A 24,656-nucleotide genomic window follows, 5' to 3' on the forward strand; every position below is an offset into this window, starting at 1 on the left:
ATCGAGCGCCCATCGACATCCGTTCGGTGGGCGCTTTCTTTTGTCCTAGGCGTGATCACAACCGTCGGCCCGACTACCTAATCTGCCCGCGACGCTTCCGTATAACTGCGATCCCCCTTACGCAGTCTGTTCAGTAACATTCGGTGTAACAAGCGTGCTGGCACGACCTTGCGACTGTACGTCTTCCAGTCGGACGAGCAGAGAAGCACACCCGCAGAGGAGCAAACCTCCACTCGAAATGCTCACAGAAGTGATGAATCCAAACGTCTTAGCTTAGGCGCCAGCTCACCCCCGACCAAGCTAAACCGCAACATGGAAGGCTTGCCCCAATGCAGCGGTCACGGCCATCGCAAGCGCGCCCCAGACCACCGCACGGATAATCGCCGAACGCATGGGCGCACCGCCAAGCCGCGCACCGCCGCCGCCAAGCAGTGCCAGAGCGAGCACAGCGGTCACGGCAATCGCGATCAAAGCGTACCCGGCAGGGGCGACAAGTGCTGCGATCAACGGAAAGGCCCCACCCAGAGCGAAGGCGAGCGCGGAGGCCCCGGCGGCCTGCAGCGGATTCGCTTGCCCTGCCAGGCCAAACATACCGAGCTCTTCGCGCGCATGCGCACCAAGAGCGTCGTGGTCGGTCATCTGCGTGGCAACCTTGACGGCGAGCGCGGCATCGACGCCGCGGTTCTCCAACCCTTCGGCAAGCTCTTCCAGCTCGTAGTCCGGGTCTTCCTCCAACGCGATACGCTCACGCTCCAGATCGGCGGCTTCCACATCGGCCTGCGCCGAGACAGAGACATACTCCCCCGCGGCCATGGACAGTGCGCCCGCGGTCAATCCGGCGAAACCGGTCAGGGCGACATTTCCGGTCGCCATCCCTGCCGAGGTAACGCCGACCAGAAGGCTAGAGATGGAAACAATCCCGTCATTCGCCCCCAGTACAGCGGCACGCAACCAGTTGCTCCGGTTGATGTAATGGCCTTCTTTGGGCATTGCCCGTCTCCTTGCGATCACATCCGGTACTCAGCCGCGACAGCAGGGCTGTTCCCATGTCCGAGGTAGAAAAACGCAAAAGGCCGCGCACGAGGCGCGGCCTTCATATCGCGTCGACGGTAAGATCTTACTTGATCTTGCCTTCTTTGTATTCAACGTGCTTACGAATAACGGGGTCGTACTTTTTGATGACCATTTTCTCGGTCATGGTACGTGCGTTTTTCTTGGTTACGTAGAAATGGCCTGTGCCCGCGGACGAGTTCAGACGGATCTTGATCGTGGTTGGCTTCGCCATAGTCGTTCTCCTGCAACGACGAGCAGGCCGCTGATCGACCGCTCGTGAAATCCTGAGTTTTGGGTTCTAGTCACGCCTGCGCCTGAGTCAACCGCTATTTCCTGCCCATGGCCCAAACGAACCGGAAAAATTGAAGTTTTCCGGACCAAGCCCCCGAAGAACAGGGATAAAGACCATGATTATGCGCGGAAGGCCTATAAGCCGGATTTTGTCCCCGTCTTGCGACAGGGGATGACCATTCCTCTGACCATGCAGTTGCCTGCACAGCTACAGCTGCCAACCCGGACCTGCTGGGGCAGAAGTGGCCCCGCCTTGCCTGTTGCCAGACGCGGCGCGCGGTCCCTATTTGGCATTGCTCCCGGTGGGGCTTGCCTTGCCAGAGATGTTGCCACCTCCGCGGTGCGCTCTTACCGCACCGTTTCACCCTTACCTCCCCGGTGGTATCGGTTGCCCGACCCGTCGAAGCGGCGGTCTGTTTTCTGTGGCGCTTTCCGTCGGGTTACCCCGCCCGGGCGTTACCCGGCACCGTTTCTTCTGGGAGTCCGGACTTTCCTCGACCTTGTTGCCAAGACCGCGGCCATCCAGCCTTCCGCGCGCTGCACGCCTAGCGCCTAACTTCAGTTGGGGTCAATCAGTTTCACCCGCCGCGATGCCTTCGGCGAGGATTTTTAACCATTTGGAAACGGGTGTGGTGCTAGAGATCATGCCCGAGGGACATATCCGCGGCGCAGAGCGGCCCCTTGCGCCAGGGGGCATACCGCAGACGCGTGCTGTGCAGCAGGAGGTCAATATCATCGGTGGCGGTGTAGCCTGCCGCATGTGCCGCCGCGATAAAGGCAGCCGGCGTGGGGTCGGATTCGCGGTTTTTCTCCGCGTACTGACGGCCTTTGCCGGCAAGGTTCTGACGCGCCAGACGTTGCCAGTCGAATCGCGGTCCGGGGTCGATCTTGCGTCCGGGGGCCATATCCGAATGGCCGATGATCCCTTCGGGCGGGATCGACCACCGCTCCATAATCCCGCGCAGCAGGGTTTCGAGCGTGACCATCTGCGGTTCGGAGAAGGGGTGATTGCCGCGGTTATCCAGCTCTATCCCGATAGAGCGTGAGTTGATGTCATCGCGACCCCGCCATTCCCCTGCACCGGCGTGCCAGGCACGCTGGTCTTCCGGGACAAGTGGTACAGCCTCGCCCTTGCACGTGATCAGATAGTGGGCGGAGACTTCGGCCGCAGGGTCGCAAAGGCGCGCGCAGGCCGCTTCTGCGCTGTCCATCGCGGTATAGTGGAGCACGATCAAAGAGGGCCGCAACCCGTTGCGGCGCGGCCCATGGTTCGGGGAAAGGTAGCGGTCAGGCGCGTCTGCCATAGGGCCTAGCCCTGCACCCCTTTGCGATAGGGGCTCGGGTCCCAGTTGCAGGCGTATCCGTCGCCGTCAGGGTCCATGCCGGAGCGGTCCTTTTCAGGGCCGCCCGCACTGAGGAAGGCGATCTGCGCCTGATCCGGGTGCGAATACTGGGCGCAGGCCCGTGCGAATTTGCGCTGCTTGTTGAACCCCCGACGGGTGTAGATCGGGGTGCCGACAGCGTGATTGTTCTGCAAAGCATAGGCCACGATATTGGGCCCGGCATCGGCGCGGTCCGGCAGGGCTTCGGGTTGCACCACACGGTATTGCGCGCGGTTGGCCGCGATGCGGGCCGCGTCGCCTTCGATGCTGCGCTCATCAGCCACGGCGTCAAAGTTGTTCTCTTGCGAAATTCCCCCTGCCCCCAGCACCGGTGGCGCAGGATTGGACGGGCTGGCGTTCACAGGGGCCACGCCCGAATTGGTCGCGGCATCATTGCCAAGCCCACCAGGGCGCGTGGCATCCAGGATACGTGCCGTTTCCGCAGCCGTCGCCGCAGCGGAGCCATCATCGACAGCGTCCAGCGGCGTGGCGTCCACCGTGGCGGGTGCTGGCATCGTTGCCACCGCCCCGCCTGCCAAAGCTGTATCCCGCTGGGATTGCGCGGCGTCGAACGACCCGTCAAAACCGACACCCCGTCCACTGTCGGGGATTGCGGGCTGGCAGGCCGCCAGGGCGAGCCCCAAGGCTGCAACAATTGAACAACGTATCATCATCGGACCTGCTTTATCTGCTCTGGTTTATCGGCGGGGGTTTACCACCATTTCTGCGGCTTGGCTACAAAGCCCGCCGCCTGCTCCAGCGCATAGGCGGTAGACAGCAGATCGGCCTCTTCCCATGGGCGGCCGATCAGCTGCAAGCCAAGCGGCAGGCCGGTCTCGCTCGTGCCGGTGGGCAAGGCGATACCGGGCAGCCCCGCGAGGTTCACGGTGACCGTGAAGACGTCGTTCAGATACATTGCCACAGGATCCGTATCCGTCATCTCGCCCAGACCGAAGGCCGCCGAGGGGGTGGTCGGGGTCAGGATGCTGTCGATACCGGCCGCAAAGGCGTCTTCGAAGTCTTTCTTGATCAACGTGCGGACCTTGCGTGCCCGGTTGTAGTAGGCATCGTAGAAGCCCGCGCTTAGTACATAGGTACCGACCATGACACGGCGCTGCACCTCGGCCCCGAAGCCTTCGGCGCGGGTCTTTTCGTACATCTCGGTGATGCCGTCGCCGTGGTCCAGCTTGGCGCGGTGACCATAGCGCACCCCGTCATAGCGCGCGAGGTTCGACGAGGCTTCCGCCGGTGCGATCACGTAGTAGGCAGGCAAGGCGTATTTCGTATGCGGAAGAGAGATATCAACGATCTCGGCCCCGGCGTCGCGCAACATGGCGATACCGTCCTGCCACAGCTTGTCGATCTCGGCAGGGATACCGTCGATGCGGTATTCCTGCGGGATGCCGATCTTTTTGCCACGGATGTCGCCGGTCAAGGCGGCTTCGAAATCAGGGACCGCCAGCTCGGCAGAGGTGCTGTCCTTGGGGTCATACCCCGCCATGGCGCCCAGCATGATCGCCGCATCGCGCACGGTCTTGGTCATCGGGCCCGCTTGATCCAGCGACGAGGCAAAGGCCACGACGCCCCAGCGGGAGCAGCGGCCGTAGGTCGGCTTGATCCCCACGGTGCCGGTAAAGGCCGCGGGCTGGCGGATCGAGCCGCCGGTATCGGTGCCGGTGGCCGCAAGACAAAGATCCGCCGCCACAGCTGCCGCCGACCCACCCGAAGATCCGCCGGGTGTCAGCGCTGTCTCATCGCCCGACCGCCGCCACGGGTTGACGGCATTGCCATACACGGAGGTTTCATTGGACGATCCCATCGCGAATTCATCCATGTTGAGCTTGCCCAACATGACGGCCCCGCTGTCCAGCAGGTTCTGCGATACGGTGCTTTCATACTCGGGCAAGAAGCCTTCAAGGATGCGCGATGCAGCTTGCGACGGCACCCCTTTGGTGCAGAACAGATCCTTGATACCGATGGGCAGACCACACATGGCAGGCGCTTCACCGGATTTGATCCGCGCATCGGCTGCCTTGGCCTGATCCATCGCCAGATCACCGGTGTGGTGCACAAAAGCATTCAGCGCGCCCGCGCCCTCGATCGCGCTCAGACATGCCGCCGTCAGCTCGGCCGAGCTCACATCCCCCTTGCGCAGCGCGTCACGTGCATCGGCAAGGCCCAGTTTATTCAGATCAGCCATTATTCAACCACCTTCGGAACCGCAAAAAATCCTTCGCGCGCGTCGGGCGCGTTGGCCAGCACCTTGGCCTGTTGGTCGCCATCGCGCACCACGTCCTCGCGCTTTTTCAACACCTGTGGCGTGACCGATGTCATCGGCTCTACCCCGTCGACATCGACTTCGTTCAACTGTTCGATAAAGCCGAGGATATTGTTGAACTCTTGCGCCAGCGCGGGCAAGGCGTCGGGTTCGACCTTGATGCGGGCCAGTTTCGCCACCCGTGCGGCTGTGGACTCGTCAATGGACATGGGCGCTCCTTCATCTGATTGGGTGCCGTTTATCGCCCCCTGCCCGCCCCCGCAAGTCTGGGGGCTGCCTCTGACCCGCAATCGCGCCGGTTGATCCTTCATTTTGCCAAATAAACTCCCGCCGGAGGCTCCCCAAAGCGGCATCACGCGCTACAGTCCGCTAAAGACACGGAATAAGGGAGACCCAAATGGATATCATCTGGCTAGGCCACGGCAGCTTTCGCATCGAGATCGAGGATCAGATTCTGCTGGTCGATCCCTGGCTCACCGGCAATCCGATGCTGGACGACGCGCAGCACGAGGCCGCTCTGGCCGGCGTGACGCAAATCCTGGTGACGCACGGGCATTTCGACCACACCCAGGACCTCAAGATGGTGGCCGAGAAAACCGGCGCGCCGGTTGCAGGCATGGTCGAACTGATGGGCTATTTCAGTGCGCAGGACGTGGAAAACACCACCGGCTTCAACAAAGGCGGCACCATCCGCTGCGGCAAGGTCGATGTGACCATGGTACCTGCGTCGCATTCCTCTTCCGTCGATGGGGACGCGGGGCCTGTCTATATGGGGGCCGAGATCGGCTTTATGATCAAGGGCGAAGGCCGCACGATCTATGTCTCGGGTGATACGGATATTATGGCGGATATGGATTGGATGGGCGACTACCACAAACCCGACATCGGCATTCTCAGCGCGGGCGGCCATTTCACCATGGATATGGCCGGTGCGGCCTATGCGGCCAAACGGTATTTTGACTTCAAAACCGTCATCCCCTGCCACTACCGCACCTTCGACGCGCTCGAACAATCTGCGCAGGTGCTGATCGACGGCTTGCCCGGCGTGGATGTGATCGAGCCCGAAGTGCTTAAACCGATCAGCCTGTAAAACGGCCTAGTTCACAGAACCGGCGCGATCCCCGATGAAACAAAGGGTGTCGTTGGCGCGCAGGGCGATGGTGTCTTGATCAAACGCAGCTTTGCGCGCCTCTGCCGGATCAAGCGCCAGTGTGGCGCAGACCTCGAACGCGGTATCGCTGAGGCGGTGATAGGCGTAAGGCGCGCCCGTTGCAGGGTCGCCTTGGGTCAGCACATCGCGCAATCCGGGCCGCATTCCGGGACAATAGCTGTCATCCGCAAGCGCTTGCGGCAATGGTTTGCCCGGGTGACCAAGGCACATCAGATGCCTGTGCAAGGTCCGCAGATCGCTTAGGCGCTGACTGTCCTGCTGGGCGAGCCTTGCGTGCTGCGGGCCACCCACCACGACCAGGCCGCCGATGATGGCACCGCCGACCAGCACAGACATGCAAATCAGCAGCAACTTGTTCACGCCGGGGCCTCTTCGCGCAGATCCCGCAGATAATAGGCAAAGATGCCCCCGGCGACGACCAGCACCACCAGCGCCTTGAGCAGGAATTGCGCCGTCAGGTCACCGGTCAGCAGCGCATAGATGGTGGCAATCGAATCCCCTAACATCGTCAGCGCGGCCAAAAGCAGGCCGATGTAGATCATCCATTTGCGGATCGCAGAGCGGTAGAGCGCAGGGTCGCGCGCCAGTTTCCGCCGCTCGCGCAAGGTCAGCCACAGATACATCGGTCCGGTCACGATCAACACCGCAACACCCCAGCGGATCGACCGGTCGCTGCCGCCGTCGCCCGTGGCAAAGACCACATCGACCAGCGCCTGTAACACGACAACCAGATTGAACGCGCCAAGGATCAAGACGCAGAACGTCAGCGCATAGGTAAAGAAGTCCCGCGCAGACACCGTCGCCACAGGCCGCGGAATGGGCGGAGAGAACGGCATCTCGTCCCAGCCGTTCAGCGCATCCTGCACCTCTGCGCTGCGCCAACCGGCATGGGTCAGCGCGGCTGTGATCTCGGCCCGTGACTTGCCCGCGGCCAAGGCGTCGCGCACGAAAATGCTCAGCTCGTCCCGTTGGGCCATATGGGTCTATCCTTTTCGTTTCTCTGCAAAAAACGCCTTTAGCAGATCTTCGCTTTCGGGCGCTGCGATGGCGTCATAGACGTCGGGGACGTGGTGACATTGCGCGTGGGAAAACACCCGCGCACCCTGCGCCACACCGCCAGACTTGGGGTCTGACGCGCCGTAGTACAAGCGTGCCACCCGCGCGGCAGAGATCGCGGCAGCACACATGGCGCAGGGTTCCAGCGTCACATAAAGCGCATGCCCGCCCAGCCTTTCGGACCCCGCCGCCGCACAGGCAGCCCGGATCGCCAGCACCTCGGCATGGGCGGTGGGATCGTTCAGCTCGCGCGTCCGGTTGCCCGCCTGCGCGACGACCTGTCCGTCGGGTGCCACGATGACCGCGCCCACGGGCACTTCACCACGGGCAGCGGCGGCGCGGGCCTCTTCCAGCGCTTGGGACATATAGGACGTAAAGCTCATACACCTCTCTTGCCCGCAAACGCCGCCCTTTCGCAAGCGCGGGAAACAGGGTAAGCGCTGAAGTATGAGCGCAGATACACCCTCCCAGCCCCCGAAATCCGGCACCCCTCCCGGTGACCGCATTGCCAAAGTCCTGTCCCGTGCCGGCATCGCCAGCCGCCGCGAGGCCGAACGCATGATCGAGGCCGGTCGCGTGCGCGTCAACGGTGCGCAGATCGATTCGCCCGCGTTGAACGTGACGCCCTCGGACGCGATCACCGTCGACGGCAAACCGGTGGGCGAGCCCGAACCGCCCCGCGTCTGGCTGTTCCACAAGCCCACGGGGCTGGTCACCACCAACCGCGACGAAAAGGGCCGCGGCACGATCTTTGACGATCTTCCCGAAGACATGCCCCGCGTCATGAGCATCGGTCGGCTTGACCTCAACTCCGAAGGGTTGCTGCTGCTGACCAATGATGGCGAGGTCAAGCGCCGCCTCGAATTGCCCTCGAACGGCTGGCTGCGCCGTTACCGCGTGCGCGTCAATGGCCGCCCCACCGACGATATGCTTGAACCGCTGCGCAAGGGCATCACCGTGGATGGCGAGGACTTTCAGCCGATGACGGTCACGCTGGACCGGCAACAAGGGGCGAACGCCTGGCTGACCGTCGGGCTGCGCGAAGGCAAGAACCGCGAGATCCGCCGCGCGATGGAGGCGGTGAACCTGTCGGTGAACCGGCTGATCCGCACCAGCTATGGCCCGTTCCAGCTTGGCGAGCTGAAAACCGGCGAGGTCGAGGAACTCAAGCGCAAGGTGGTCCGTGACCAGCTGGGCCTCGAGATTGCCGATACCACCGGCACCGCGATCAAGAAAAAGCCCGCGCGCATCATCAAGCGCAAGGCCCGCAAACCCGGAGAGCCGGGCCCCGGTCGCCCAGGCCTGCCCAAGGAACCCGGTGACAAGACCGCGACAGGCAAGACCATCCCCGGCAAGCCCAAGCCCGGCTATGGCAAGTCCAAGCCCGCACGGCCCGCGTCCGACCCCGCGCCGCGCAAGTTCGGCACCCGCGTAAAATCCACCCGTAAACCCTGATTTCTGTGGGTTTACGGCCCTTTGGCCGCTACTTTTGCGTGCGTGACCCTAGCGGGTGGCGGGCACTGCGACTATATGTCGTGCAAAGGAAGGTCCGATGGGTCGATTGCTTGTCTTTGTCGCCACGCTGGCGCTGATTGTTGCGTTTGGCGCCGTTTTGGTGACAATCATCGCAAGGATTCTGGACGCGGGCCGTCGTGCATCGACACCAGCGCATGGACAGGAGGTTTATCGCCCCATGGCACCGACACCGTTTCAGAAAATCACCTATGCCGCGCTTGTTGTCTTGCTGTTCGGTGTCTCTACCGGCTGGCTCGGGGGGCTTTGATCCATGGCGCAGCGCTTTGGCGGTAAATACAGCAATCATGACACGGACGGCAGCACGCCGCCCCCGCAGGGCACCCGTGCCAAACGGATAGAGGTCGACCCCGCAAGCGGGCGGGCGAAAATCTTGTTCATCCCCGCCATTCCGCTTGTGTTCATGTCGTTGAACGACGGGGCGCAGGGGCTTGCATTGGGGCTGCTGGCGGCGGCGACGTTGACCGGTGCCGCATGGATGCTGCGCGAGGGGCTGAAAGCCGAAGCCGCTTATACCGCGCGCAAGGTTGCTGAACGCCCCGCCCTGCCGCGCAAGATCATCGCCAGCCTGCTGACCGGTGCCGGCGTGGCGCTTGCAGCCTATAAGAATGACCCCGGACTGGCCGCCCCTGTGCTTTATGCGCTCGCCGCGATGGGGCTGCATGTGTCGGCCTTTGGCATCGATCCGCTGACATCCAAAGGGATGGAGGGCGTGGACAGCTTCCAGAAAGACCGCGTCGCCCGTGTCGTGGACGAGGCGGAAAAACACCTTGCCGCGATGAACACCGCCATTGCACGCGCGGGCGATCGCAAGGCGCGCGACCGGCTGGCGCAGTTTCAGGACACCGCCCGCACGTTGATCCGCACCGTGCAGGATGATCCGCGTGATCTGACCGGTGCGCGTAAATATCTGTCGGTCTATCTGCTGGGCGCGCGTGACGCGACAATCAAGTTTGCGGATATCTACGCCAGCACCGGCGATGCGCAGGCACGCGCCGATTATCTGGCTTTGCTCGATGATCTGGACAAAAACTTTGCCGCGCGCACCCAAAAATCGCTATTGGAAGACAAGACCGATCTGAACATCGAAATCGACGTGCTGCGCGAGCGGCTTTCCCGAGAAGGCGTGCGTCTCGACTGACGCGCCCCGCCCCAAGAGCATAGGAATACTTGAAACATGTCTGATACCGTTCGTGACAAAGCGACCCAATCCGTAGCACTGGTGGAAGAGGTCAACGCGCAGATCCTGCCCGACCCCGCCCCTGCGGATGCCGTCGTCTCGCTTGAGAAAGCCGATGCGCCACAATCGGCAGAGATCAAAAGCCGCATGGCAGAGATCGACATGGGCGACACGCAGTCGATCATCGGTTTCGGGTCCGGCGCACAGGCCGAGCTGCAGGAGATCAGTCAGGCGATGTTGCAGGACGTGCGCAACAAGGATGTGGGCCCCGCCGGTGACAGCCTGCGCACGATCGTGACAACCATCCGCGGCTTTTCCGTGTCCGAGCTGGACGTGCGCCGTGAACGCAGCTGGTGGGAACGCCTTTTGGGCCGCGCGGCCCCCTTTGCCAAATTCACCGCCAAGTTCGAAAAGGTACAGGGTCAGATCGACCGCGTCACGGACGAGCTGCTGACTCATGAACATACCCTGCTCAAGGATATCAAATCCCTTGATATGCTGTACGAAAAGACGCTGCAGTTCTATGATGAGCTCGCGCTTTATATCGCCGCGGGCGAGGCCAAGCTGGCAGAGCTTGACGCGACCACAATCCCCGCCAAACAGGCAGAGGTCGACGCCGCACCAGAGGCGGATCAGGTCATGGTCGCACAGGAACTGCGCGACATCCGCGCCGCGCGGGACGATCTGGAACGCCGTGTGCATGACCTGAAACTGACCCGTCAGGTGACGATGCAATCGCTCCCCTCGATCCGCTTGGTGCAGGAGAACGACAAGTCGCTGGTGACCAAGATCAACTCGACCCTCGTGAACACCGTGCCGCTGTGGGAAACCCAGCTGGCGCAGGCGGTCACCATCCAGCGCAGCGTCGAAGCCGCCGCCGCCGTGCGTGACGCCAATGACCTGACGAACGAGCTGCTGACCTCTAACGCGCAGAACCTGCGCGAAAGCAACAAGGTCATCCGGACCGAGATGGAACGCGGTGTGTTCGACATCGAGGCCGTCAAACAGGCCAATGCCGACCTGATCGGGACCATTCAGGAATCGCTGCAGATCGCCGACGAAGGCAAGGCGCGCCGTGCCTCTGCCGAGAAAGACCTGCAAGAGATGGAGGCCAATCTGCGCGACACGCTGGCCTCTGCCAAAGCGGCCAAGCCCGCAGCCCCTGCGGCGTAACCCCGTCAAGACCTGGAGCGCGCGATATGGTATGGCAACGGTTGGGGCGAACAGGATGGATCGGCACGGCGGCTGTGGTCGCCGCGTTGGCCGCCTGCACCCCGCAGCCCCCTGTGGAACCGACGCTGAAACCCATCGCGCGCCCCGACACGCCGCCGGCACCGCCCCCCGTGGTGGCCAAGCCCACGTCGCAAAAAAGCGCCAAGCTGCGCAGCTATTTCAACCAGGTGCAGCAGGCCCAGTTGAGCCAGGGATTGCTGCGCCGGGATGGTGGCGGGCAGGACACGCCCTTTACCGCCGACATGCTGGTGCGCAACTTTGAACAGATCGCTTTTTACAACGAATATAACGCCACCCTGACCGGACGGGGCGATAAGACCCCCATGCGCCGCTGGGAACGCCCCGTCCGGATGGAGGTCGTCTTTGGCGACAGCGTTCCCCCGTCCGAACGTGACCGCGATGCGGCCTCGATCCGCGACTATGCCACCCGCCTCGCCGCCACGACGCAGCATTCCATCACCGTGGGCGGCAAGCCGAACTTTATGGTGATTATCGCGGGCGAGGATGACCGCCCCGCCGCCCTCGCCCAAGCCGCCGAACGCATCCCCGGTGTGACCGCCGAAAGCCTTGCCGCGCTCAGCGATCTGCGCCGCGACACCTATTGCATCGTCGCCGCCTATGCCGGTGGCGCGGACCCCAGCACCTATACCGCTGCCGTCGCCGTCATCCGTGCCGAGAACCCCTCGCTTATGCGGCTGTCGTGTATCCATGAAGAGCTTGCGCAGGGCCTTGGCCTTGCCAACGACAGCCCCACCGCACGCCCGTCGATCTTTAACGATGACGATGAGTTCGCGCTGCTCACCCGTCACGACGAGCTGCTGCTGAAAATGCTCTATGACCCGCGCTTGCACGCCGGCATGACCGCCGAAGAGGCGACCCCCGTGGCCCGCAAGATCGCGTTCGAACTGATCGGCGGGCCCGTTTAACCCGCCACCGACCTCCCCCGAAAGGACCAAGACATGGGTATTCTCGATTTTCTCTCTGGCCAATTCATCGACGTTATCCATTGGACGGATGACACCCGCGACACGATGGTGTCCCGGTTCGAGCGCGAAGGCCACGAGATCAAATACGGGGCCAAGCTGACGGTCCGCGAAGGGCAAGCCGCTGTCTTCGTCCACGAAGGTCAACTGGCCGATGTGTTCACGCCCGGCCTTTATATGCTTGAAACCAACAACATGCCGATCATGACATCGCTGCAGCATTGGGATCACGGCTTCAAAAGCCCCTTCAAATCCGAGATCTATTTCGTCAACACCACCCGTTTCAACGATCTGAAATGGGGCACCAAGAACCCGATCATCGTGCGCGACCCCGAGTTCGGCCCCGTGCGCCTGCGTTCCTATGGCACCTACTCTGTCAAAGTGTCGGACCCCGCGCGGTTCCTGACCGAAATCGTCGGCACCGATGGTGAATTCACCATGGACGAGATCAGCTATCAGATCCGCAATATCATCGTGCAGGAATTCTCGCGCAGCATCGCGCTGTCCAATATTCCGGTCATGGATATGGCCGCCAACACCCGTGAGCTGGGCAAACTGGTGAGCACCGAAATCTCGGCCACCATTGCAGAATACGGGCTGACCATCCCCGAACTTTATATCGAAAACATCTCGCTCCCCCCCGCCGTGGAGGAAGTGATGGACAAACGGTCGTCGATGGGGGTGATCGGGGATTTGAACAAGTTCACGCAGTTCCAGGCGGCAGAGGCATTGGGCCGCGAGGGCGCTGCTGGCGCAGCAATGCAGACCGGTCTGGGCGCCGGATTGGGCATGCAGATGGGCCAGGCCGCCGCCGCGCAGGCAGGCCCGTGGGGCCCGCGCCCCGCGGCTGCGGCCCCCGCTGCACAGACGCCACCGCCCCCGCCGCAACCTGAAAAGGTCTGGCATCTGGCAGAGAACGGCCAGACCAAGGGCCCGTTTTCAAAGGCCGCATTGGGTCGCATGGCCACGGATGGCGGATTGACCCGCGAAACCTATGTCTGGACCCCCGGTCAGGATGGCTGGCTGAAAGCAGACGATGTGGCCGAGCTGGCGCAGCTCTTTACCGTGCTGCCGCCGCCGCCGCCTCCTGCGTAAGGCTCTGTGAAACTTGGAACGGGCAAGCCGCGTGTCTAGGCTATGACCCCACGCCGTCGCCCCTTGCTGCCCCACCGTCGGACCCTGATGAAGCTTTTGCATTGGGGCATGGTGCCGCTGTTTATCTGGTTCCTGCTGGTGCAGCCGGCGGATGTGGCGCGGATCGGGCCTGCGGCGGTGCGGTTCCATTCGGTCATGGGCTTGGTCTTTGTCAGCGCGGCCCTGCTGTGGTGGGTGTCCTACATGCGACGCGGCCTGCTGGGGCGCCCCGGCCCCAAGCTCCGGGGCTGGGCCCGTTGGCTGCATCCGGTGCTGCATAAGACCTTGATCTGGGGTATCTTTGGCGTCGCCCTGACAGGGCTGCTGATCGGGGTGACCTCGACCGTGCAGCTTTGGGCCGGTGGGATTGTCCCGATTGCCGTGCCCCTTGATATGCCGCGCGCCAACGACCTCGTCGGGCTGATCCACAGCATTGAATTCTACGCTCTTGCAGGCATCGCGCTGGCCCATGCCGCATTTCACATCTGGCGTCACCTTCGCCTGCACGACAACGCCCTGCGCATCATGGCTCCGAAAGTGCTGCACCGTTTTTTGTGACCCTGCTCTGGCGGCAGGGGGCGCACTGCCCTATGTCTGGGGCAGGCCTGACCAAAGGACAGCTCTATGCCCGCCAGCACCGGCTTTGACGACCCCGACCTGCCCCCCACACCGACCGAGGAACACCGATTCCCCTGTGACACCTGCGGGTCCGATCTGCGGTTTGATCCTGAAAGATATCTGCTGGTCTGCGACCACTGCGGCAATACCGAAGAGATTTCAGGAACGCGCGGCCTGCATAACCCGATCGCCGAGCTGGATTTCCAGGCCGCACTGGCCAGCGCTCTCCCCCAATCGCAGATGGAGGATACACGGGTCACAACCTGCCCCAACTGCGCCGCACAGGTAGAGTTCGACCCCGGCAAACACGCCACCGAATGTCCGTTCTGCGCCACCCCTGTGGTGATCGATACAGGGGTGAACCGCCATATCAAACCCCGCGCCGTGCTGCCCTTTGGCCTGACCGAGGATACAGCACGCGATGCTATGACCGACTGGCTGGGCAGCCTGTGGTTTGCCCCCAATGGCCTGCAGGAATACGCGCGCAAGGGCCGCAAGATGCAAGGCATCTATGTGCCCTACTGGACCTATGACGCCGACACGCGCTCCAGCTATTCGGGCGAAATGGGCACGGTCTATTACGTCACCCAGACCGTCATGCGCGACGGCAAACGCGTGCAGCAGCAGGTGCCGAAAATCCGCTGGCGGGCGACTTCAGGTCGGGTGGCGCGGTTCTTTGATGATGTGCTGGTGCTGGCGTCGAAATCGCTCCCCAAACGGTTCACCGATGCGTTGGCCCCGTGGGATCTGGCGGCCCTTGAACCCTATGCCCCGGAATACCTCGCCGGGTTTCGCGCCGAAGCCTATGCGGTGACGCTTGATGAAGGCTATGCACAGGCACGCGAGGTGATGGACGCGATGATCCAGCGCGATGTGCGTTTTGATATCGGCGGCGACCGTCAGCGCATCCACAATATCCAGACGCAGGTCAGCGATGTGACATTCAAACATATCCTGCTGCCGGTCTGGCTGGCAGCTTACAAGTACCGCGGCAAGACCTATCGTTTTGTGGTCAACGGCCGCACAGGCAGCGTACAGGGCGAACGCCCCTATTCAGCTGTGAAAATCACCTTTGCCGTGATCCTTGGCCTGATTGTCGCCGGGGTCGTTGGCTATTTTATGGCGCTCCAGAAATGACCCAGATCGATACATTCACCGATATCCTGCGCGCGCGTTCTTCGTGCCGCGCCTTTCGCCCCGATCCGGTCGACGACGCGCTCATCACCCGTATCGTCGACGCAGCGCGCCACGTGCCGTCGTGGTGCAATGCGCAGCCTTGGCAGCTGACCGTCACCAAAGGGGCCGCGACCGACCGCTTCCGCGACGCTTTGGCGCTAGAGATTGCGAAGGGCACACCCCCCGCCCCCGATCTGGACTGGCCGACCTCTTACAGCGGCGTCTACGGCGACCGGCGGCGGACCTGCGGGTTCCAGCTTTATGACGCCGTCGGGATCGAGAAATCGGACCATGCGGGCCGCATGGCGCAGATGATGCGAAACTATGCGTTGTTTGACGCGCCCCATGTGGCGATCGTGACCTCCCCTGCTGAGCTTGGGGCTTACGGGGCAATGGACAGCGGCGGCTTTGTCACGGCCTTTACGCTGGCGGCAACGGCGCTTGGGGTGGCCACCATCGCCCAGGCCGCTATCGCTGCCTATGCGACCACCGTGCGACAGCATTTCGACCTGCCGCAAGACCGCCTGATCCTTTGCGCGATTTCCTTTGGCTATGCGGACGACGCGGCACCGATCAACCGGTTCCGCACGCAGCGGGCCACCCCTGAAGACATCATCGATTGGAAATCCTGATATGCGCGCACTCCTACAACGCGTCAGCAACGCCTCCGTCACTGTCGATGGCCAGATCATCGGTCAAATCGACCACGGGCTGCTGATCTTCGTCTGCGCCATGCCCGACGACACACATGCGACCGCGCAAGGACTGGCACAAAAGATCGCCAAGCTGCGTCTGTTCAAGGATGATGCTGGCAAAATGAACCGCAGCCTGCCGGATACGGGCGGCAGCGCGCTGATTGTCAGCCAGTTCACCCTTGCCGCCGATACCTCCCGCGGGACCCGCCCCGGTTTCTCGCGCGCCGCCAAGCCCGATCAGGCCAAAACGCTATACGAAGATTTCATCACCTGCGTCGACGCCCTCGGCATTCATGTCCAAACCGGTTCATTCGGAGCCGATATGTCCGTCGCGCTCACCAACGACGGCCCCGTCACCCTCTGGCTCGACACAGAAAACCCCTGATCTTCCAAATGGAAAAAATCCTCGGGGGGTCAGGGGGGCAGACAGCCCCCCTTGCCAAACCTACGGCTCCCGAAACGCCTCTTTGGACTTGTAAAGCGGCTTCAACAGATACTGCAAAACCGTCTTTGACCCTGTGTGCAACTCCACGCTTGCCTGCATGCCGGGTCGGATCTGCAAAGACGCCTGCCGCGGGGTGAGGTGTTCTGTGTCCACCTGCAACGTGACCTTATAGTGCGGATCCCCATCCGGCGCGCGGGATCGTTCGTCCTTGAACGTATCGGCCGAGATCAATTTGACCGTGCCCTTCAACGTGCCATAGATCGTATAGTCATAGGCCGACAGCTTGACCGTCGCCTCTTGGCCGGGGCGCACGCCGGCGATATCTTCGGGCTTGACGCGGGCCTCGACGAAAAGCTCTTCGTCCAGCGGGATGATCTGCAAAATCTCCTCGCCCGGGCGCACGACGCCGCCGATGGTGGTCACGCTCAGGTTGTTGACGATGCCGCGCAGGGGGCTGACCAGGACGGTGCGGTTCAACTGGTCCGTGCTCGCCTTGAGGTTCTGTTTCAGCGTCGCCAATTCCTTGAGCACATCGGAATATTCCTGCGCACGCTCCAGTTCTGTGCCGGTGACGATCTCGTCCAGCTTGATCCGCGCATCCGCATGGGTCTTGCGTGCGCGCGTCACCTCGATCAGCGAAACGATCTTTTTCTTGAGCATATTCTCAAGCAGTTCACGCTCTTTCAACGCCTCGGTCAGCACCCGCCCCGCCCCTTCGGAGCGCGAGACAAAGTCCGATTGCCGCGCTTTCAGCAATGCCCGTTCAGAGGCGACGATATCGGGCGTGCGCGTGGCATAGGCGTCGGGCACGTCAAAGTCGTACTGTCCGGCCAGCTCTGCCTCCAGACGCAGACGGCGGATTTCAAAGGCGCTGATCTGGTCGCGCAGCTCGTCCACGGCGGATTGGAACTGGGTACCATGCAGACGGGCCAACACGTCGCCCTTCTCCACATGATCGCCCTCGCCCACGGCAAGCTCTGCCAGAATACCACCTTCGAGGTTCTGGATGATCTGGGGTCGCGAGCTGGAAATCATCGATCCTTCGGCGCGCACGATTTCATCGACCCAAGCAAAGGCAGCCCACAGCAGGAAGACCAGTACCGACGCGCCGCAGAGCCAGATCACCATGGACGGCCCGCGCATCTGCCCCGTCATCTGCGCGCCCAGTGGCGTGGTGCTGAAACTGCTCATGCGACGTGCCCCTTCTGACCGGCCAGATGGGCAAGCACTTTTTCCTTAGGCCCGTCGATGGTCATGCGGCCATCCTGCAGCACCAGCGTGCGTTCGGTCAGCGCAAGGATCGGGGCGCGGTGGGTCGCGATGATCGCGGTGCGCCCTGCCATCCAGCTTTGCAACCGCGAGACCAGCGTTGCCTCCAACCTTTGGTCCAGCGCTGCTGTTGGTTCGTCCAGCAGGCAGATCGCAGGATCCTGCAACCATAGGCGCGCCCAACCGATGGATTGACGCTGCCCGATGGACAGGCCCGCGCCCGCGTCCTTGATCTCTAGGTCCAGCCCCTTGTGGTGGTTGCGCACGAACGGCCCCAGCCCTGCGAAGTCAAGGGCTGCGTGCAGGCGGTCGTCGTCGCGTTCCAGCATGGTGAGGTTCAGGTTGTCGCGCAGCGTGCCCGAGAACAGGCGCACGTCCTGTCCCAGATAGCCGATCAGCCGGCGCAGGTCGCGCGGCTCGATCTGGCCCAGCTCTGTGCCGTCCACCAGAATGCGCCCTTCGGTCGGGGCATAAAGCCCGCTAAGCATCTTCAGCAATGTCGATTTGCCCGATCCATTGGCCCCCAGCACGGCGACATGCTGCCCCGGCTGGATCAACATGGCTTTGATGTCCACCGTCGGGGCACCGTCATCCTCGTAGCGGAAGATCACGTCGCGCAGTTCGAACTGGCCTTTCAGCTTTTCACGGCGCAGATAGGTGCGCGCCTCTGCGGTGTCCTGTGGCGCGGCGACAATCGCGTCGAGCCCGTCAAGCGCGCCTTTGACATTGCCCCACCGCGCCATGGTACCCGACAGTTGTGTCAGCGGCCCCAGCGTCCGACCCGTCAGGATACCGACCGCGATGATCGACCCCACGGTAAATTCCCCTGCAAACACCAGATAGGTGCCCACGATGACCGCCGCGACATAGGTGGCCTGCTGAACCCCTTGGCTCCAGAACGTGAGGAAGGACGCGAGCTTGCGTTGTTCTGACGATTTGACTGACGACAGGGTGTTCAGCTCGGTCCACAGGCGCAGCACGCGGTCCTCTGCCCTTTGGGTCTTGACCGTATCAAGCTCGAATATCGCCTCGTGCAGCAGCCGCGAGGATTTGGTCGACGCGCCTTGGGTCTCCTGCGTCAGTTGGATCGCTTTCTTTTGCAGAAAGAACCCCGGCACAAGCATCAGGATACCGCCAAGCACCAACACCCACACAACATTCCCCGCAATGCTGGCCACGAGGAAGAGGAACACGAAGATAAAGGGGATATCCGCGATCGTGCCAATGGTCGACGCGGTAAAGAATTCACGCACCGATCCGAATTCGCGCATCGCGGAAAACAGCTGGTTTGGGGCTTGGCCGCGCGTGTCGGAGCGCATCCCCAGCAACCGGCGCATCAGGATGTCCTGCACCGACAGCTCGATCTGCCGCCCTGCCCCATCCATCAGACGCGCCCGCGCCATCTTGAGGAAAGCTTCCATCAGCAACGCGAGCCCCGCACCGGCGGCGAGCACCCAAAGCGTCGCTTCGGACTGATGCGGGATCACGCGGTCATAGACCTGCAAGGAAAACAGCGCCACAGCGACGGCCAGCAGGTTAGCCACGAAAGACCCCGTCGCGACCTCTATCAGCTGGCGGCGAAAGCGCGGAAACTGCCCCCAGAACCAATGCGCAGGCGCGCCATCGGTCTTATGGGTTTCGGCCACCGTTTTCAGCGAGGCTTCGGCCCGCAGGATCAGCCCCGCAAAGAAGGGTTTGAAATCGCTGATCGGCACCATCGCGCGATTGTCGGTGCACGTCGTGTCATACAGGATCAGATCGCCACGCTGCTGCCCCATGACAAGCAAGACCTGCCCCGAGGTCATATAGGCCAGCGCAGGCCACATATCCTTGGAAATCCCCCGCGCACGGCTGACTTGTGTTACCAGTCCGGCGCTTTCCATCCCGCGGGCCAGTGCTTCGGCTTCTACCTGCGGATCATTGCCCTGCAAGGGGGCCGTGGCGACGATGTCAAAGATGTCGCGTGGCGCGGTGGTGACGCCCAGCAATCCGGCATAGGTCGCGGCCAGTTTTGCCCGCGCCATCAGACGGTCTTCGGGGCGGTTGGCGTTCTCTGCCTTGGGCCGGGCTGCATCCGCCGCCGCCATCCGACCCTGATTGCCGTTGGTGATTGTCAGCGTAAAGGTCGGCTTCTGGGTCAAATCGCGCTCCCGTCCGCCAACACGCCCTGTATCTGCGCCATCTCGATCTTCAGACGCACGGCCTCGTACTTGAGGGTGATCTGCGACTGCTGCTGACGCGCATAGGTTTCGTAGACGCCGACAACATCCATGACCTGACGCTGACCGGCGTCATATTGTTCCTGAAACAGGTCGAGGTTGCGTTTGGCCTGTGCCGCAAGGGTCGCTGCCTCGGCGGCCTGACGGGTCTTGGCGCTCAGCTGTTTCTCCAGACGGCGCAGCGCGCGGTTGGCATCCTCGACCGATTGCCGGACCTTGCGGGTCGCGGTTTCCTCGGCCATGGCCGACGCATCAAGCGAGGCTTTGGTGCCCAGACCCAGAAGCTGATCCGATTCAAGGCTCAGCCCTGCGCCGCCCCCTTCACCGATGGTCGCACCCGCCGACAACCCCGGCAGCAATCCGGCGCGTTCCACCTTGGCGGCGGCGATGGCGCGGGTCTTTTCGGCCTCGGCACGCACCACGGACAACGGCGCACCGGCAAAGCTGTTCACGGGCACTTCGGGCAAGCCGTGCAGCGTATCCAGCGGGCGGATCGACATGGCGTTCAGCTCGGACATCGACGTGGCTTCGCGTTCGACAGAGGCATCAAGCGTGGCGCGGATTTCAAGGAGCTTCTGGCGCAGGATCGTCAGGTCGGACACATCGGACACGCCGCCTTTGACCCGTTCCTTCATCACCCATTCGAAATGCGTCATATCCTTAAGCGCGACACGGTTCAGCGCGGCGGTATCGCGCGCCTCGATCGCATTGGTATAGAGCTTCAGCGCGGTCGCCACGCGGTCGTTCGTATCTTGCGCCAGCGACACGGCAGCGACCTCGACATCGGCCACGGCAAAGGCGCGTTCACCCGCACGGCGGCCATTGTCAAACAGCACCTGATCCACCACCAGATTGGCCGCCAGCGACCCCAAGGATGTCAGGCTGACCTGCGGCCCGATCTTGGGCAACCAGTTCTTGCTTGCCGCTTCCGAGCGCAGGGTGGCGGCGCGCAGCTCTGCCTCGGCGGTGCGGCTGTTGGCGGCCAGCACGGCAGAGGCCACCTGATCCGACACGGTGTCATCGGGCAAAACAGAAGACCGCAGCGCCAGACCCTGAATGATCTGGCTGTCTGCGGTGATTTTTTCGGCGTAGGTGGGTTTGATCGCCTGCGAGGCATCGGGGGTGCGGAACCGGGTAACGATGTCAGATTGCATCAGGTCACCGGGCACCATGCCGCTGCCGAAATCCGACATGCAGCCGGATAGGGCCAGCGCTGCTGCGCACATGCCCCCTGCCCGTTTTACACTCTGCCTCATTATCCTGCCCTTAACGTGCCGGTTTTTTTATTCTGGAAACGCCTGCGGTCGTTGCCGCCTGCGTGTGCCAACCGCGCCCCCTTGAACAGAGGGCGCGGTGCAATCTTTAGACGATGACGTTGATGTCGTTGTCGATCATCAGCGTGGCTTCGTCGCCCAGTGTATAGATGTCATAGGTTTGATCCCCACGCACCTCTGAACCGCCACGTACCGCGCCTGTGATCGTCACGGTGTCGTCGTTATGCCCGTCGATGATCAGCTCGTTCGTATTGCTCGACAGGTTGACCAGCGCGGTTTCCGTGATCGTCAGATGCGCCTCTTCGGCGAACTGCAGATCAACGGTTTCGATGTTGTAGTTTCCCAGGTTCGGGTTGGTCAGGGTCAACTGCGTGTTCGCCGCTTCATCATCCAGCGCCAGATACGTGCCGGAAAAGTTTCCCGCAGCGTCAGTGGCTGTGACAATCAGGTCGGACCCGTCTGGCACATTGCTTTCGAACTGGAAGTTACGCTCGCCAATGGCTTCGATGTCAAAGCTGGTGGATTCCACTTCCGAGATGGAGCGGTCTGCGTTCACCTGATGCACCTCAAGCGTATCGGGGCTGATCTCGGTCGAGATGCCACGGATACCGTCGCCATCGCGGGTATAGGACGCGATGACCGGACCTTCGGGCGCATAGGTATCGATTGCGAGCGTGTCGGTGATCGACGCGATGTTGCCCACATGGTCCGTCGCGGTGACAGAGATGTCGGCATCATAGGTGCCCTGACGGATTTCCGAAGGCGGGATCGTGACCGACCAGTTGCCCGCACCGTCCACAAACGCGGTGTAGTTGGTGCCGTCAAAGTTGACCACAACGCTAGATCCCGCCTCGACCTGACCGTTCAGATCAATGCCGGTCTGGGCTTCACGTGCGCTAACCACAGCGTCGCTGCCGCCCGCTTGGTTCATGTCGAGCGGATCCACGACCGTGTCGATCAGCACCGCGTGGCTTGCCGTGGCAGAGTTGCCCGCGGCATCCGTCGCCTTGACCGAAACGGTGGTGTTGATCGTGCCCTCGGGCACTTGACCCGGCGCAAAGGTGACGGACCAGTTGCCATTCGCATCCACCGCGCCGTTCACCGATGCCGCGCCAAGCGACACGACGACGGACGAGCCGATTTCAGAGGTGCCGGTGACCAGAACGCCGCCATTCGCCAGACGCTCTGCCCCGCTCACGATGTCATCGCCTTCGACGGTGTTCAGCGACAGATTGTCGACGCGCGTGTCCACGCGCACGCTGTCAGAGGCGCTGCGGCTGTTGCCCGCCGCGTCGGTCGTGGTTGCGGTGATGTCGGCGGTATAGACGCCTTGGGCAACTTCGCCCGCGGCGTAATAGGCGGTCCACTGACCGTTGCCATTTGCAACAACCGTATGGGTGACACCCGCCAGCGTGACCTGCACAACGGCACCCGCATCGGCGGTGCCCGAGATCGCCACACCGTCGCTTGCCTCGGCCGCGTTCACCACATCGTCGCCCTCGACGGGCAGCGGGCTGATGGTCAGCGAACCGGCTTCGGTATCGACTGATACAGACTGCGATACGCTATCAACGTTACCTGCCGCGTCGGTGGCGGTGGCGGTCATTGTGCTGGTGTAGGTGCCTGCGGGGATGTCGCTGGGGGCGAAGCTGACGGTCCATGTGCCGTCCGCCGCAACCGTGGCCGCACGCGACACCTGGCCAAGCTGGACCATAACAGTCGAGCCGGGTTCAACCGTGCCCGTCATCACGATGCCCTGCGCCGCCTCTGCCGCGTTCACGACCCCGTCGCTGCCGCCGGTCTGGCCGGTGAAGGCAAGGTTGTTGACCAAAGTATCGACATCGACTTGGCCGGTTGCGGTGGCCGTGTTGCCCGCCGCATCGGTCGCGACTGCGGTCACTGTCGCCGTTGTCTCGCCCGTTGGGATTTCGGAGGCCGCGAAATCTGCGGACCAGTTGCCGTTTGCATCAACCACCGCATCACGGGTCACACCCCCAAAGGTGACCTGAACGGTCGACCCGGGCTGCGATGTGCCGGTCAGCGTCACGCCGTCGCCACGCTCTGCCGCGTTGATCACGCCGTCAACTTCGACAGTATCCGCCGCAATCGCGACTTCAGAGACGGTATCGACGACCAGCTGCTCGGTCGAGGTGGAGCTGTTGTCGAAAGCATCGGTGGTCACGATGGTGACATCGCTGACGTATTCGCCTTCGGGCAAGGTGCCCGCCTGCCATGTCGCGGACCATGTGCCGTTGTCGCCCACAGTTGCGGTGCGGGTGATGCCACCGATGGTCAGCTGCACAGTCGAACCGGGCTCCCCCGTGCCGTTCAGGGTGACACCGTTGCCAAACGATGCGGCATTATAGCTGTCGCCCACGGATTGCGTGCCCGATGTCACAGCGACGGTCGGTGCGATGGTATCAACCACCAGCGTTTCGGTGGTGGTGGAGGTATTGCCGTATTGATCGGTGGTCTTGATCAGCACCTCTGTCTCGTATTCGCCCCCCTCCAGCGTGCCGGGTTCGAATGTGACGGACCATGTGCCGTCTTCGCCGACGGTGGTGCTGCGCGTGACATCCGCGACAGTCACGTCAACGGTCGCGCCCGCTTCACCGTTCCCGGTCAGCGTGACGCCATTCGCAAAGGAGTCACCGTTAAAGAAGTCGCCGACACTCTGCGTGCCTTCGGACATGGTGACCGTGGGCGCTGTGGTGTCGATGACAAAGCTCGGCCCGTCAAGCACGATCTCATTGCCGTCCGTGGTCACGACGACCTCGGCTTCATAGGTGCCGTCGTCGGGGAAGTTATCGCCTTCGAACACGGCTTCGAATGTGCCGTCGTCGCCAACTGTTGTTGTGACTTCTTTATCGCCGATGGTGACCACGACCTCGGACCCGGGCTCGCCGCCGCCGGTGACAACGACCTGCTCTACCGCGCCGTCGCCGCCGACCGTGCCGGTTGCGTCGGGCTCATTCACGAACGGAGGTGCGACCGAAGGGCTGCCGCCATTGCCACCGCCGCCGCCACCGATGACAGCTGCCCCACCGACAACCGCCGCACCGGCTGCTGCCGCGGCACCACCACCGCCAACGACGCCGCCCAGCAAGGGCGCTGCCAACATCGACACTTCGTCGTCACCCGCGCCCGGCATGACACCGCCCGGCACAGACGCCACATCGCTGCGGCCCAGATAGATCAGATCGTCAGAGGGGCTCCATTTGCCCCACTGCTCGGTCGGGCCGTATTGCGCATAAAGCCCGCCGCCTTCGGCCTCGACGAATGCGACTTCGTTCAGATAGCCATCTGACGAAATGAACAGGCGGTTCGCGGCACCGGTTTCGTTAAAGTAATTCTCGATGGTGATGACCGACCCGTCATTCAGCGTGAGCACAAGATCGTTGCCCGACCGCTGGTGCGATTGGAAATCGGTCTGACGCAGGTTCAGCGAGATTTCCTGACCTGATGTCGCTTGGATAACATGGAAGTTTGCGTTTTCCGCAACCGTGCCACGCTGCAATGCGCCCGCTTGATCGCGAACGACGAAATCTATCGTCTTCATAATATCTGCTCCACCTCGGTGCGCATTCTGCGCGCGACACCTGAGAAATTTTATGACCGCCAACGCGTTGATCGCATCATGCAGCCGCCTGATTATGTCCGTCGTAA

At 62.5% G+C, this 24,656-nt stretch carries 24 protein-coding genes and 1 other RNA gene; 11 read left to right on the forward strand and 14 right to left on the reverse strand.

The features are described from left to right. Nucleotides 1–300: 300 nt before the first annotated feature. The 7 genes from ACNQ62_RS07500 to gatC all read right to left on the reverse strand — a co-directional run bounded on the left by ACNQ62_RS07500 (nt 301) and on the right by gatC (nt 5,213). Nucleotides 301–990 (reverse strand): VIT1/CCC1 transporter family protein, encoded by a 690-nt coding sequence (locus ACNQ62_RS07500; protein ID WP_009826483.1) that lies wholly within the window; start codon nt 988–990, stop codon nt 301–303. Between the two features lie 127 nt (nt 991–1,117). Beyond that, the gene (rpmG, locus tag ACNQ62_RS07505) at nt 1,118–1,285 is read right to left on the reverse strand and encodes a 50S ribosomal protein L33 (protein WP_005852281.1); all 168 of its coding nucleotides are present in this window, start codon (nt 1,283–1,285) and stop codon (nt 1,118–1,120) included. A 181-nt stretch (nt 1,286–1,466) separates the two neighbouring features. Next, nucleotides 1,467–1,878, reverse strand: an RNA gene (gene rnpB / locus ACNQ62_RS07510) — RNase P RNA component class A. A gap of 101 nt (nt 1,879–1,979) precedes the next feature. Further along, complete coding sequence (locus tag ACNQ62_RS07515) at nt 1,980–2,648, reverse strand: N-acetylmuramoyl-L-alanine amidase (RefSeq protein WP_418094534.1); 669 nt, start codon at nt 2,646–2,648, stop codon at nt 1,980–1,982. A gap of 5 nt (nt 2,649–2,653) precedes the next feature. After that, a complete protein-coding gene (locus ACNQ62_RS07520; protein WP_074635520.1) occupies nt 2,654–3,400 on the reverse strand; it encodes a hypothetical protein in 747 nt (248 codons plus the stop codon). Between the two features lie 38 nt (nt 3,401–3,438). Then, nucleotides 3,439–4,926 (reverse strand): Asp-tRNA(Asn)/Glu-tRNA(Gln) amidotransferase subunit GatA, encoded by a 1,488-nt coding sequence (gatA, locus tag ACNQ62_RS07525; protein WP_418094535.1) that lies wholly within the window; start codon nt 4,924–4,926, stop codon nt 3,439–3,441. Then, a complete protein-coding gene (gene gatC, locus ACNQ62_RS07530) occupies nt 4,926–5,213 on the reverse strand; it encodes an Asp-tRNA(Asn)/Glu-tRNA(Gln) amidotransferase subunit GatC (RefSeq protein WP_005852277.1) in 288 nt (95 codons plus the stop codon). The genes gatA and gatC overlap by 1 nt, the downstream gene beginning before the upstream one ends. Before the next feature lie 188 nt (nt 5,214–5,401). Between gatC and ACNQ62_RS07535 the strand changes: the two genes are divergently transcribed. Further along, nucleotides 5,402–6,094, forward strand: coding sequence for a metal-dependent hydrolase (locus tag ACNQ62_RS07535; protein WP_418094536.1), 693 nt, complete (start codon nt 5,402–5,404; stop codon nt 6,092–6,094). Between the two features lie 6 nt (nt 6,095–6,100). On the opposite strand, the gene ACNQ62_RS07540 is transcribed toward ACNQ62_RS07535, so the two are convergent. From ACNQ62_RS07540 to ACNQ62_RS07550, 3 genes are read right to left on the reverse strand one after another with little or no spacing between them, the layout of a single operon-like run. Continuing rightward, the gene (locus ACNQ62_RS07540) at nt 6,101–6,535 is read right to left on the reverse strand and encodes a hypothetical protein (protein WP_418094537.1); all 435 of its coding nucleotides are present in this window, start codon (nt 6,533–6,535) and stop codon (nt 6,101–6,103) included. Beyond that, nucleotides 6,532–7,152, reverse strand: coding sequence for a DUF5671 domain-containing protein (locus tag ACNQ62_RS07545; RefSeq protein ID WP_418094538.1), 621 nt, complete (start codon nt 7,150–7,152; stop codon nt 6,532–6,534). The genes ACNQ62_RS07540 and ACNQ62_RS07545 overlap by 4 nt, the downstream gene beginning before the upstream one ends. A 6-nt stretch (nt 7,153–7,158) precedes the next feature. Continuing rightward, nucleotides 7,159–7,614, reverse strand: a complete 456-nt coding sequence (locus ACNQ62_RS07550; RefSeq protein ID WP_180829047.1) for a nucleoside deaminase — start codon at nt 7,612–7,614, stop codon at nt 7,159–7,161. Nucleotides 7,615–7,678: 64 nt separating this feature from the next. On the opposite strand from ACNQ62_RS07550, the gene ACNQ62_RS07555 reads away from it, so the two are divergent. The 10 genes from ACNQ62_RS07555 to dtd all read left to right on the forward strand — a co-directional run bounded on the left by ACNQ62_RS07555 (nt 7,679) and on the right by dtd (nt 16,168). Beyond that, entirely contained in the window at nt 7,679–8,686 is a 1,008-nt protein-coding gene (locus tag ACNQ62_RS07555; RefSeq protein ID WP_005852272.1) for a pseudouridine synthase, read from the forward strand. Nucleotides 8,687–8,783: 97 nt separating this feature from the next. Next, the gene (locus ACNQ62_RS07560) at nt 8,784–9,014 is read left to right on the forward strand and encodes a hypothetical protein (RefSeq protein WP_418094539.1); all 231 of its coding nucleotides are present in this window, start codon (nt 8,784–8,786) and stop codon (nt 9,012–9,014) included. Between the two features lie 3 nt (nt 9,015–9,017). Continuing rightward, complete coding sequence (locus ACNQ62_RS07565; protein WP_418094540.1) at nt 9,018–9,905, forward strand: 5-bromo-4-chloroindolyl phosphate hydrolysis family protein; 888 nt, start codon at nt 9,018–9,020, stop codon at nt 9,903–9,905. A 36-nt stretch (nt 9,906–9,941) separates the two neighbouring features. After that, the gene (locus ACNQ62_RS07570) at nt 9,942–11,117 is read left to right on the forward strand and encodes a toxic anion resistance protein (protein ID WP_243251582.1); all 1,176 of its coding nucleotides are present in this window, start codon (nt 9,942–9,944) and stop codon (nt 11,115–11,117) included. Between the two features lie 26 nt (nt 11,118–11,143). Next, nucleotides 11,144–12,103, forward strand: coding sequence for a DUF2927 domain-containing protein (locus ACNQ62_RS07575; protein ID WP_050766222.1), 960 nt, complete (start codon nt 11,144–11,146; stop codon nt 12,101–12,103). A 33-nt stretch (nt 12,104–12,136) separates the two neighbouring features. Then, nucleotides 12,137–13,255 (forward strand): SPFH domain-containing protein, encoded by a 1,119-nt coding sequence (locus tag ACNQ62_RS07580; RefSeq protein WP_005852267.1) that lies wholly within the window; start codon nt 12,137–12,139, stop codon nt 13,253–13,255. 42 nt (nt 13,256–13,297) lie between these two features. After that, complete coding sequence (locus ACNQ62_RS07585; protein ID WP_418094541.1) at nt 13,298–13,852, forward strand: cytochrome b/b6 domain-containing protein; 555 nt, start codon at nt 13,298–13,300, stop codon at nt 13,850–13,852. Nucleotides 13,853–13,918: 66 nt separating this feature from the next. After that, on the forward strand, nt 13,919–15,049 hold the full coding sequence (locus tag ACNQ62_RS07590; RefSeq protein ID WP_418094542.1) for a primosomal protein N' (replication factor Y) - superfamily II helicase: 1,131 nt from the start codon (nt 13,919–13,921) through the stop codon (nt 15,047–15,049). Further along, entirely contained in the window at nt 15,046–15,720 is a 675-nt protein-coding gene (locus ACNQ62_RS07595) for a nitroreductase family protein (RefSeq protein ID WP_418094543.1), read from the forward strand. Before ACNQ62_RS07590 ends, ACNQ62_RS07595 begins: the two co-directional genes overlap by 4 nt. A gap of 1 nt (nt 15,721) precedes the next feature. Further along, nucleotides 15,722–16,168 carry a D-aminoacyl-tRNA deacylase gene (dtd, locus tag ACNQ62_RS07600; RefSeq protein ID WP_180829035.1) on the forward strand — a complete coding sequence of 149 codons (447 nt, stop codon included), beginning with the start codon at nt 15,722–15,724 and terminating at the stop codon, nt 16,166–16,168. A gap of 60 nt (nt 16,169–16,228) precedes the next feature. On the opposite strand, the gene ACNQ62_RS07605 is transcribed toward dtd, so the two are convergent. From ACNQ62_RS07605 to ACNQ62_RS07620, 4 genes are all read right to left on the reverse strand, one after another. After that, a complete protein-coding gene (locus tag ACNQ62_RS07605) occupies nt 16,229–17,419 on the reverse strand; it encodes an HlyD family type I secretion periplasmic adaptor subunit (RefSeq protein WP_418094544.1) in 1,191 nt (396 codons plus the stop codon). Then, entirely contained in the window at nt 17,416–19,638 is a 2,223-nt protein-coding gene (locus ACNQ62_RS07610) for an ATP-binding cassette domain-containing protein (protein ID WP_340288974.1), read from the reverse strand. Before ACNQ62_RS07610 ends, ACNQ62_RS07605 begins: the two co-directional genes overlap by 4 nt. Beyond that, nucleotides 19,635–20,942, reverse strand: a complete 1,308-nt coding sequence (locus ACNQ62_RS07615; RefSeq protein ID WP_418094706.1) for a TolC family protein — start codon at nt 20,940–20,942, stop codon at nt 19,635–19,637. The genes ACNQ62_RS07610 and ACNQ62_RS07615 overlap by 4 nt, the downstream gene beginning before the upstream one ends. 136 nt (nt 20,943–21,078) lie before the next feature. Next, nucleotides 21,079–24,549 (reverse strand): Ig-like domain-containing protein, encoded by a 3,471-nt coding sequence (locus tag ACNQ62_RS07620; protein WP_418094545.1) that lies wholly within the window; start codon nt 24,547–24,549, stop codon nt 21,079–21,081. Between the last annotated feature and the right edge of the window lie 107 nt (nt 24,550–24,656).

The sequence above is a fragment of the Sulfitobacter sp. SBS6 genome (assembly GCF_048285585.1).
GTDB classification, from domain to species: Bacteria; Pseudomonadota; Alphaproteobacteria; order Rhodobacterales; family Rhodobacteraceae; genus Sulfitobacter; species Sulfitobacter pontiacus.

What these genes read in the sequence shown, in the direction of transcription:
- ACNQ62_RS07535 (WP_418094536.1), top strand. Translation starts at nt 5,402, where the DNA reads ATGGATATCATCTGGCTAGGCCACGGCAGCTTTCGCATCGAGATCGAG.
- ACNQ62_RS07575 (WP_050766222.1), top strand. Translation starts at nt 11,144, where the DNA reads ATGGTATGGCAACGGTTGGGGCGAACAGGATGGATCGGCACGGCGGCT.
- ACNQ62_RS07620 (WP_418094545.1), bottom strand. Translation starts at nt 24,549, where the DNA reads ATGAAGACGATAGATTTCGTCGTTCGCGATCAAGCGGGCGCATTGCAG.
- ACNQ62_RS07605 (WP_418094544.1), bottom strand. Translation starts at nt 17,419, where the DNA reads ATGAGCAGTTTCAGCACCACGCCACTGGGCGCGCAGATGACGGGGCAG.
- ACNQ62_RS07545 (WP_418094538.1), bottom strand. Translation starts at nt 7,152, where the DNA reads ATGGCCCAACGGGACGAGCTGAGCATTTTCGTGCGCGACGCCTTGGCC.
- ACNQ62_RS07570 (WP_243251582.1), top strand. Translation starts at nt 9,942, where the DNA reads ATGTCTGATACCGTTCGTGACAAAGCGACCCAATCCGTAGCACTGGTG.
- ACNQ62_RS07590 (WP_418094542.1), top strand. Translation starts at nt 13,919, where the DNA reads ATGCCCGCCAGCACCGGCTTTGACGACCCCGACCTGCCCCCCACACCG.
- ACNQ62_RS07615 (WP_418094706.1), bottom strand. Translation starts at nt 20,942, where the DNA reads ATGTGCGCAGCAGCGCTGGCCCTATCCGGCTGCATGTCGGATTTCGGC.
- ACNQ62_RS07550 (WP_180829047.1), bottom strand. Translation starts at nt 7,614, where the DNA reads ATGAGCTTTACGTCCTATATGTCCCAAGCGCTGGAAGAGGCCCGCGCC.
- ACNQ62_RS07520 (WP_074635520.1), bottom strand. Translation starts at nt 3,400, where the DNA reads ATGATGATACGTTGTTCAATTGTTGCAGCCTTGGGGCTCGCCCTGGCG.
- rpmG (WP_005852281.1), bottom strand. Translation starts at nt 1,285, where the DNA reads ATGGCGAAGCCAACCACGATCAAGATCCGTCTGAACTCGTCCGCGGGC.
- ACNQ62_RS07580 (WP_005852267.1), top strand. Translation starts at nt 12,137, where the DNA reads ATGGGTATTCTCGATTTTCTCTCTGGCCAATTCATCGACGTTATCCAT.
- ACNQ62_RS07565 (WP_418094540.1), top strand. Translation starts at nt 9,018, where the DNA reads ATGGCGCAGCGCTTTGGCGGTAAATACAGCAATCATGACACGGACGGC.
- ACNQ62_RS07595 (WP_418094543.1), top strand. Translation starts at nt 15,046, where the DNA reads ATGACCCAGATCGATACATTCACCGATATCCTGCGCGCGCGTTCTTCG.
- ACNQ62_RS07560 (WP_418094539.1), top strand. Translation starts at nt 8,784, where the DNA reads ATGGGTCGATTGCTTGTCTTTGTCGCCACGCTGGCGCTGATTGTTGCG.
- ACNQ62_RS07555 (WP_005852272.1), top strand. Translation starts at nt 7,679, where the DNA reads ATGAGCGCAGATACACCCTCCCAGCCCCCGAAATCCGGCACCCCTCCC.
- ACNQ62_RS07585 (WP_418094541.1), top strand. Translation starts at nt 13,298, where the DNA reads ATGACCCCACGCCGTCGCCCCTTGCTGCCCCACCGTCGGACCCTGATG.
- ACNQ62_RS07515 (WP_418094534.1), bottom strand. Translation starts at nt 2,648, where the DNA reads ATGGCAGACGCGCCTGACCGCTACCTTTCCCCGAACCATGGGCCGCGC.
- gatC (WP_005852277.1), bottom strand. Translation starts at nt 5,213, where the DNA reads ATGTCCATTGACGAGTCCACAGCCGCACGGGTGGCGAAACTGGCCCGC.
- ACNQ62_RS07500 (WP_009826483.1), bottom strand. Translation starts at nt 990, where the DNA reads ATGCCCAAAGAAGGCCATTACATCAACCGGAGCAACTGGTTGCGTGCC.
- gatA (WP_418094535.1), bottom strand. Translation starts at nt 4,926, where the DNA reads ATGGCTGATCTGAATAAACTGGGCCTTGCCGATGCACGTGACGCGCTG.
- dtd (WP_180829035.1), top strand. Translation starts at nt 15,722, where the DNA reads ATGCGCGCACTCCTACAACGCGTCAGCAACGCCTCCGTCACTGTCGAT.